The organism is Arthrobacter sp. JCM 19049 (genome assembly GCF_001310435.1).
Window position 1 is genome coordinate 1 of sequence record NZ_BAXF01000087.1, and the last position, 7,140, is coordinate 7,140.

Annotated in this window: 11 protein-coding genes and 2 pseudogenes; 6 read left to right on the forward strand and 7 right to left on the reverse strand. The window is 63.0% G+C overall.

Going from position 1 to position 7,140, the window contains the following annotated elements; genetic code table 11:
• Positions 1–217 precede the first annotated feature (217 nt).
• On the forward strand, positions 218–1,411 hold the full coding sequence (locus JCM19049_RS06220) for an FAD/NAD(P)-binding oxidoreductase (protein WP_054821141.1): 1,194 nt from the start codon (positions 218–220) through the stop codon (positions 1,409–1,411).
• A gap of 89 nt (positions 1,412–1,500) precedes the next feature.
• On the opposite strand, the gene JCM19049_RS18975 is transcribed toward JCM19049_RS06220, so the two are convergent.
• The 5 genes and pseudogenes from JCM19049_RS18975 to JCM19049_RS06235 all read right to left on the reverse strand — a co-directional run bounded on the left by JCM19049_RS18975 (position 1,501) and on the right by JCM19049_RS06235 (position 3,040).
• Positions 1,501–1,815, reverse strand: coding sequence for a histidine phosphatase family protein (locus JCM19049_RS18975; protein ID WP_374700245.1), 315 nt, complete (start codon positions 1,813–1,815; stop codon positions 1,501–1,503).
• Positions 1,794–1,913 (reverse strand): histidine phosphatase family protein, encoded by a 120-nt coding sequence (locus JCM19049_RS23215; RefSeq protein WP_374700246.1) that lies wholly within the window; start codon positions 1,911–1,913, stop codon positions 1,794–1,796. The genes JCM19049_RS18975 and JCM19049_RS23215 overlap by 22 nt, the downstream gene beginning before the upstream one ends.
• Positions 1,914–1,915: 2 nt before the next feature.
• Positions 1,916–2,062: a phosphoglycerate mutase family protein gene (locus tag JCM19049_RS18980; protein WP_279402587.1), complete on the reverse strand. Its 147-nt coding sequence runs from the start codon at positions 2,060–2,062 to the stop codon at positions 1,916–1,918.
• 365 nt (positions 2,063–2,427) lie between these two features.
• Positions 2,428–2,693 (reverse strand): annotated as a pseudogene (locus JCM19049_RS06230) (Txe/YoeB family addiction module toxin).
• Complete coding sequence (locus tag JCM19049_RS06235) at positions 2,690–3,040, reverse strand: type II toxin-antitoxin system Phd/YefM family antitoxin (RefSeq protein ID WP_306420716.1); 351 nt, start codon at positions 3,038–3,040, stop codon at positions 2,690–2,692. The pseudogene JCM19049_RS06230 and the gene JCM19049_RS06235 overlap by 4 nt, the downstream one beginning before the upstream one ends.
• A gap of 113 nt (positions 3,041–3,153) precedes the next feature.
• Between JCM19049_RS06235 and JCM19049_RS18985 the strand changes: the two genes are divergently transcribed.
• The 3 genes from JCM19049_RS18985 to JCM19049_RS06245 all read left to right on the forward strand — a co-directional run bounded on the left by JCM19049_RS18985 (position 3,154) and on the right by JCM19049_RS06245 (position 4,551).
• The gene (locus JCM19049_RS18985; protein WP_279402588.1) at positions 3,154–3,735 is read left to right on the forward strand and encodes a hypothetical protein; all 582 of its coding nucleotides are present in this window, start codon (positions 3,154–3,156) and stop codon (positions 3,733–3,735) included.
• Positions 3,713–4,066 (forward strand): 3-oxoacyl-[acyl-carrier-protein] synthase III C-terminal domain-containing protein, encoded by a 354-nt coding sequence (locus tag JCM19049_RS18990; protein WP_279402591.1) that lies wholly within the window; start codon positions 3,713–3,715, stop codon positions 4,064–4,066. The genes JCM19049_RS18985 and JCM19049_RS18990 overlap by 23 nt, the downstream gene beginning before the upstream one ends.
• Before the next feature lie 68 nt (positions 4,067–4,134).
• Positions 4,135–4,551, forward strand: coding sequence for a VOC family protein (locus JCM19049_RS06245; protein WP_279402589.1), 417 nt, complete (start codon positions 4,135–4,137; stop codon positions 4,549–4,551).
• Between the two features lie 94 nt (positions 4,552–4,645).
• Here the strand turns inward: JCM19049_RS06245 and JCM19049_RS18995 are convergent, their stop codons facing one another.
• Both JCM19049_RS18995 and JCM19049_RS19000 read right to left on the reverse strand, forming a co-directional pair.
• Positions 4,646–5,233 carry a zinc-binding dehydrogenase gene (locus JCM19049_RS18995; RefSeq protein WP_279402590.1) on the reverse strand — a complete coding sequence of 196 codons (588 nt, stop codon included), beginning with the start codon at positions 5,231–5,233 and terminating at the stop codon, positions 4,646–4,648.
• 103 nt (positions 5,234–5,336) lie between these two features.
• Positions 5,337–5,642: pseudogene (locus JCM19049_RS19000) on the reverse strand (alcohol dehydrogenase catalytic domain-containing protein); the annotation flags it as partial.
• A gap of 483 nt (positions 5,643–6,125) precedes the next feature.
• Between JCM19049_RS19000 and JCM19049_RS06255 the strand changes: the two are divergent.
• Together JCM19049_RS06255 and JCM19049_RS19005 are read left to right on the forward strand one after the other, a co-directional pair.
• On the forward strand, positions 6,126–6,830 hold the full coding sequence (locus JCM19049_RS06255) for a FadR/GntR family transcriptional regulator (protein WP_054821145.1): 705 nt from the start codon (positions 6,126–6,128) through the stop codon (positions 6,828–6,830).
• Positions 6,831–7,001: 171 nt separating this feature from the next.
• A partial coding sequence (locus JCM19049_RS19005; protein ID WP_279402592.1) for an asparaginase occupies positions 7,002–7,140 on the forward strand: 139 nt, incomplete at its 3' end.

Here is a 7,140-nt window from a genome sequence, read left to right on the forward strand (position 1 = left end):
GCCGGAATCTGCGGCGGCGGCGGTCAGGGCAGCGCGGTGGTGCTGCGCGCGGTGTAGCCGGAGCACACACCTCTACAAGCCGTTCCATGCTGTACGCATCTTCACGCCGTGGATGCGTACAGCTGTGTGCTTCCTGACTCATTCCAGGCTCTTCCCATTAACCCCTGCGCTTTCGCTACAGTGCATCTCAATCCAGGTCCTTCTTGAAGGAGATGAAATGTCCAGCGTCAAGCATGATGTTGTGGTTATCGGCGGCGGAAACGCCGGCATTTCAGTTGCGGCGAGGATGTTGCGCAAAGGCAAGCTGGATGTCGCGATTGTCGAACCCCGCGACCAGCACTTCTTTCAGCCCTTGTTCTCCCACATTGCCGCTGGTGCCGCAAAGATGAACGAGGCGGTCCGCCCCCAGCATTCTGTAATGCCCAAGCAGGCGCGGTGGATTCAGAACCGAGTCACCCATGTTCAGCCCGAGGAAAACACGGTGCTGCTGGCAGATGGAACGCAGGTTGAATATAAGCAACTTATAGTCTGTCCCGGGCTGCAGCTGGACTTCAACGCCATCCCGGGACTTCCTCAGGCCATGGATGGAGTGACGGGCAGCTCGGACTATGATCCTGCACTCGTCACCCGAACCTGGTCAATGATTGAGGGGTTGTCTAAGGGCACCGCAGTATTTGTGCAACCGCCCGGGCCCGCCAAATGTGCGGGTGCCGCCCAGAAGGTGGCCTACATGGCCTGCGATTATTGGCGTTCTGTAGGGCGTCTGGCGGACATTGAAGTACACCTGGTGGTTCCCTCCCCCACAGTATTCGGCATGCCTGATGTGGACGCCGAGCTCAACCGAAAAATCCGTGAGTACGGCATTGAACTGCACACCTCAAGTACCTTGGAGTCGGTCAATGCAGAAACACGTTCCGTGAACCTGGACGCCGGAGCAGAAAAGGTGACCCTTTCCTATGACCTTCTCCATGTAGTGCCGCCCCAGTCAGCCCCTGACTGGTTGAAAGCTACGGACCTTCCCCGTCCGGAAACTTATGGGGGATTCGTCGATGTCGATGATCAACATTTGCGCCATCGCAGGTATCGGAATGTCTGGTCGCTAGGGGACGCCGCCGGCAGCTCGAACTCGAAGTCCGGCGGAGCGTTGCGCAAGCAGACAAAGGTCGTCGCACTGAACGTGCTGGACGTCCTGGCGGGCAAGGAACCGCGCCATTCGTACAACGGGTATTCGGTGTGCCCCTTTACATTGAGCCGGGGAACAGCATTCTTTGCCGAGTTCGATCAACAGTACCGGCCCATGAAGTCCTACCCGGTATTGAAAATGGCCAAGGAACGACGCTGGCAGTGGGTCATGGACCGGTGGATTTTTCCCCAGATCTATTGGCACATGATCCTCAAAGGTCGCGCGTAGCTCCCGACGAAGGCGCAGCGCGATCAAGGCGAGAGTTGTTCGTAGTCCAACAGCCATCTGCCGTGGACGTCCTGGAACTAGGGCCTCGTTTACTGCTGGACGAACTCGTGCAATCGGTCGGTATTCAGTTCCAGGATCTGCCCGTTCAGCACGTGGGGGTGCGGCGTGTCAGAAAGCGCGCCGAGCACCAGCCGGATCAGGGTCCCGTGGCAGACAATCACCACACGGGAGTCACTGTTCTCTGCAACCAGCTTGCGCAGAGCACGCACGGCCCGGACCACAACCTCATCCTCAGGTTCGGTCTGTGCCATCAGCTCTTCAAGCTCAGTGGCAGCGAGCCCCCGAGTGCAACGACCTTCGGCCGCACGAAAATCACGTTCTACTAGGTCGTCGACTTCTTGGATCTGCCAGAGCCTAGATAATCGGCGATGATTTGTGCCGTCTGACGAGCACGAACTAGCGGGGAACACACAATTAAATCCCAGGGGCCTTCCTTGGACAGCTCTACCCTGCGCGTTCGGCCTGTTGCCGCCCGGTCGAATTCAACGGTACGTCGCTGCGGCCCTGCAGCCGGTTGGCCACATTCCAGGCGGTTTCGCCGTGTCGAACCAGAACCCAGCGTTCCTCAACCGGCTCGTGTTCCTCGCTCATGCTGTCTCCTGCCTTTGTCCCAGACGGGCCGGCAAACGATGCCGGTCAACGTCACTACTGCGTTCTGCGGACGGCCGGCAGGCCGTCGCTTCCGCGACTGAAGCGGGCCTGATCCCGTGGACCGGGCCCGTCTCCTATGGTGATTTGACCATATCGCTTTGCCGAGACTAGCGGTAGCTCGTGTCACCGCTCTTTCAGGAACCTTCCACCGACGCCTGCTCCCAATGCCGCAGCAGTATGCCGCTGAGGATGAGACGCCGCAACGATGTCTGCTTGCGCTAGATCAGGCGGGAACAGGAGCGGCCCTGAAATCTCAACGACCACCGCGCGCCGCACGCACTGTTTGATTCACGTGTTCAGGGTACTTAGTAGTGATACCGCGCCTGCAAGATCGTCACTGCGCGGTCATCAGCAATATAGGCGAGCCGATTGACTGCATCGATGCGCCGCAACCATGCGCCAGCCAAGGCGTGTTTTAGGGCTTCGGGTTTGCCGATCCTTCAGGGGGATCATCGCCCAGGATGTCTTCGATCAGCGCGTTGATGCGCTTGAGCGTTTTTCTGTCTTGGGTTTGCCAGTAGAGATCGTCTTCCCATCCCGCTTCAGTCCATGCGAGCACTCTGTCGCTCATGGGTCAATGAGCCCATGCTCAGTTGATTTTCCTTCCTGCGCTGATTGAAACGCTTCAAGCAGGCGCAGTGCGTTCTTGGGAGACCTCAGTAAGTAGCTTGTCTCGACCAAGGCGTCGTATTCGTCTTTCGACATTAGGATCGCCGAGTCCCGCTTGGACACAATCTCAACTTCCGTTTGGTCAAGATTGACCTTCTCCAACCCAAACAAAGCACGACGCGCTTCACTCGCTGTTATCGCCACAACCCCTCCTAGTCGTCCCGGGTGTGGTACCACTCTGGGATCGCTTGGACAGCTCTCAGAGCAGACATTTCTTGGGCAAAGTGTTGGTACGCCGGCGCGAAGCACCTTTGCCTTGTACCGGCTCCAGCCGTCGTGGTGCGTAGTCTCACGGCGCGCAGCCGGTCAACGGACTACTCTTAAGGGGAGAAATCTTTCCCCGCATTTGTAGGAGTCCCTCCATGACCGGCAGCAAAGTTGTTTCCTTCGGCCACTACCAGCCCGAACGGATCGTGCCGAACTCCGAGCTGGAAAAGCTGGTGGAAACCAGCGACGAGTGGATTACTCGCCGCGTCGGGATCCAGGAACGCCGCTGGGCCGGCGAGGGTGAAAGCGTGGACTTCATGGCCACCGAGGCCGCCAAGATGGCCCTGAACAACGCGGAGGGCATCGAGGCCAGCGACATCGATCTGGTCGTGGTGGCCACCTGCACTGCGCTGGACCGCACCCCGAACATGGCAGCTCGGGTGGCACTGGCCCTGGGCATGGAGCAGAACCCGGCCGTCATGGACGTGAACACCGCCTGCTCGGGATTCAACCACGCCCTGGCCACCGCCCAGCACGCGATTATGGCCGGCAGTGCCACCAAGGCCCTGGTCATCGCCTCCGAACGACTGACCGACGTCACCGACTTCACGGACCGCACCACCTGCGTGCTCACAGCCGACGGCGCGGGCGCCGTGGTGGTGACCGCCTCCCAGGAGCAGAGCATCTCCGGTGCTGTGGGGCTCGGTGCCGCAGATGTCCGACGCCGTGCGCATTGAGCACTCGAACAACGACAAGTTCGCCCAGAACGGGCAGAGCGTCTACCGCTGGACCGTCACCCAGCTGCCCAAGATCGCCAAGCAGATCATCGAGCGTGCCGGACTGGCCCCGGAGGAGATCGGTGCGATCGTGCTGCACCAGGCCAACCTGCGCATCATCGAACCGCTGGCCGAGAAGATCGGGGCCCCGAACGCACGGGTGGCCACCGACGTGGTCTACTCCGGTAACACCTCGGCCGCTTCGGTGCCGCTGGCGTTGTCCAAGATGATGGCGGACGAGCCGCTGCCTCGGGCACCAAGGCCCTGCTGTTCGCCTTTGGCGGCGGCCTGACCTACGCGGGCCAGGTCATCACCATCCCGTAACCAGCACCGCGCAGGCGCCGGGCCCTGGCCGGTCCGGTGCCTGAGTTGATTGGAGTGCCCAGCATGGAGATCCTGAGCAGCCGGGTGCTGCTGCGCCCGGTGGACCCGGTGGCCACCCAGCATTTCTACCGGCACACGCTCGGGCTGGCGGTGGCCCGCGAATTTGGCCCCGCTAACGCACCGGGCCTGGTCTTCCACCTGGGCAACGGGTTGCTGGAGGTTTCCGGAGCGCGCACCGCCAGTGAGCCGTCCTCCCTGCAGTTGTGGCTGCAGGTGCGACAGGTGGGCGAGGAGGTGCGGCGGCTGAGGACCGCCGGGGTGAAGGTGCTGCGCGAGCCGCGCACCGAACCGTGGGGACTGATTGAGGCCTGGATCCAGGACCCGGACGGGACCCGCATCGTGCTGGTACAGATTCCCGAGGATCACCCGCTGCGCCGGGATCAGCGTAGCTAACGCAGCGGCGGCCGGGCCGAGAACCAAACTAGGCGATGGGCGTGGACACCAAGGGTGTCCACGCCCATCCTCGTGCCGCGTTGCGTTCAGGACTTTAGAAGGTGATGACCGGCTTCAGCGTCGACCCGTTCGCCGAGTCGGCGAATGCCTGGTTGATGTCGGCGAAGTCGTACTTCTTGATCAGCTTGTCGAACGGGAACAGGCCCTGCTGGTGCAGGCTGACCAGTCGGGGAATGAATTGCTTGGGTACCGCGTCGCCCTCGATGACCAGATGCAGGTTGATCCCGGCCAGCAGCTGGGTGCCGATATCCACCTTGGCCTCCGTCCCAAGCTTCGCGGCCCCAACCAGCGCGCCGTGCCCACGGGTCGCCAGTGAGTTCGACATCTGGGTGAAGACCATCGGCACGCCGGTGGTGTCCAGGGCGAATTGGGCACCGCCGCCGGTGATTTCCTTGATCGCCGCGGCCGGGTCGGTCTCCTTGGAGTTGACCACGTGGGTTGCCCCGAGCTCCTTGGCCAGTTCCAGCCGCGACGGGACGATGTCCACCATGATGATCGTGGTGGCGCCCGCGGCCTTGGCGGCCATCATTCCGGCCATTCCCACGGCTCCGGTGCCGAAGATCGCCACGGAGGAGCCGGGGGTCGGCTTTAGCACGTTCAGCACGGCCCCCGAACCGGTCATGATGCCGCAGCCAGTGGGCCGAGAATGTCCAGTGGCACCTCATTGGCACCTTCACCGCACCGCGGGCCGGGACGTTGGTGAACTCGGCAAACGAGGACTGGCCAAAGAAGTGCGAGCCAACCGGACCGTTTTCATCGGAGAAGGCCTTGGAGCCGTCCGGGCGCTGGGCGCCGAAGTTCTTGTCGTAGAAGTTCACGCAGTACATGGGGTGCCCGGCCACGCACTGTTCGCAGTGGCCGCAGTAGGCCGGGCCGACCACGACCTTGTCCCCCACGCTGAATCCCTCAACGTCATCTCCGACGGCTTCAATGATGCCGGAGCCTTCATGTCCCAGGACGACCGGCAGCGGGACCGGGTACCACTGGTCGCGGATAATGGCATCGGTGTGGCAGACACCGGAGGCGACCATGCGCACCCGCAGTTCATCCGGGCGGGCTCATCAAGTTCGAGTTCACGGATTTCCAGGTCGGTTTGTGGGGACGTGGCTACGGCTGCTCGGGTCTTCATGGATCGCCTCTTTCCTCGGGGTAAGGGCGCTGCCGGACACGACCGGCAGCGCGGATGCCGGGTCCCGTGACGGCCTGGAAGCAACCACCGGTTCCGACATGATTTCCATGCCGCGCCCAGCTGTTATGCCCCGGCCAAACAGGACCCAAGCACAGCCTAAACCGTCAAGGTGAAATTTTCATTGACGCGTCACGTAATTGTGGTGAAGCCACTTCACGCGGCACGGGAGCGCCCGCCTCCCCTGCCCCCAGCGGCCATCGAAAAAGTCCTCCGGCTCGGCGTCCGCAGCGGCTGGGCATCCACGCGAGCCGCGTTCACTTGGGTCTTTGCAGACTTCTACAGCCAGATTTGACGTATGCAGCATCACATTGTCATACTCGACACCGTGAACCTGTCAGACAGCTGGACACCCGGACAGCAGCCGATCTCCCGCACCAGTGCCTCCGAGGCCGTTTTCCAGTCCCTGCGCACCGCCATTGAAGAACAGCGCATCCCGCTGGGCAGCAAGCTGGGCTCGGAAGCCAGCCTGGCCGCCGACTACTCGGTCAGCCGCTCGGTGATCCGCGAGGCCCTGCGCTCCTGCGCCGCCTTGGGCCTGACCCGCACCGAAACCGGACGCGGCACCTTCGTGGTCTCCCACCGACCCAACCGGGAACTGGTCCTTGGCGGGTTCTCCTCCTCCGACCTCTACGAGGCCCGGCCCCACATCGAAATCCCGGCCGCCCGACTGGCCGCCGACCGGCGCACCGAGGAGGACCTCGAACGATTGCGCGGGTTGATTGAGCAGATGGAAGTCGAAGACGACGCCGCCGCGTGGGTGGAATTGGACGCCGCCTTCCACGCCGCCGTGGCCCGCGCCAGCGGCAACTCGGTCTTCGACCGGGTGGTGGGGGACATCCGTGATGCGATGGCCCGCCAGTCCGAGACCGTCAACCTGGTCACCGGCCGCCGCGGCCCCTCCAACCTGGAGCACCGGCTGATCGTCGAGGCGATCGCATCCGGCGACGGGGACGCGGCAGGAGCAGCCATGGGTGAGCACCTGAGCAAGGTCCAGCAGGCCGTCTCGCTGATCGTGCGCAGCACCCCGTGAACCAGCCACCGAACAAGCCACCGCAAGCCCACCAGGATGAAGTGAACCAGGACGCCATGACCCCACCGCCTTCCAGCCAGTCCGCGACCGAGCAGGCCGCGGCCACCCAGCCACCCCTCCCTGCAGGAACTGGCGGCCTCCGGGCTGCCCGGGCACGTTCCGGTCGCGGCGGTGACCCGCGGAGAGACGATCGAGTCCGTGCACTACGGTTCGGCCGTGCTGATGGACCCGCAGGGCCGGATCCTGGCCTCGCTGGGTGACACCAGCTCGCGCTTCTACCCCGCTCGGCGCTCAGCCGCTGTCGCGTGGG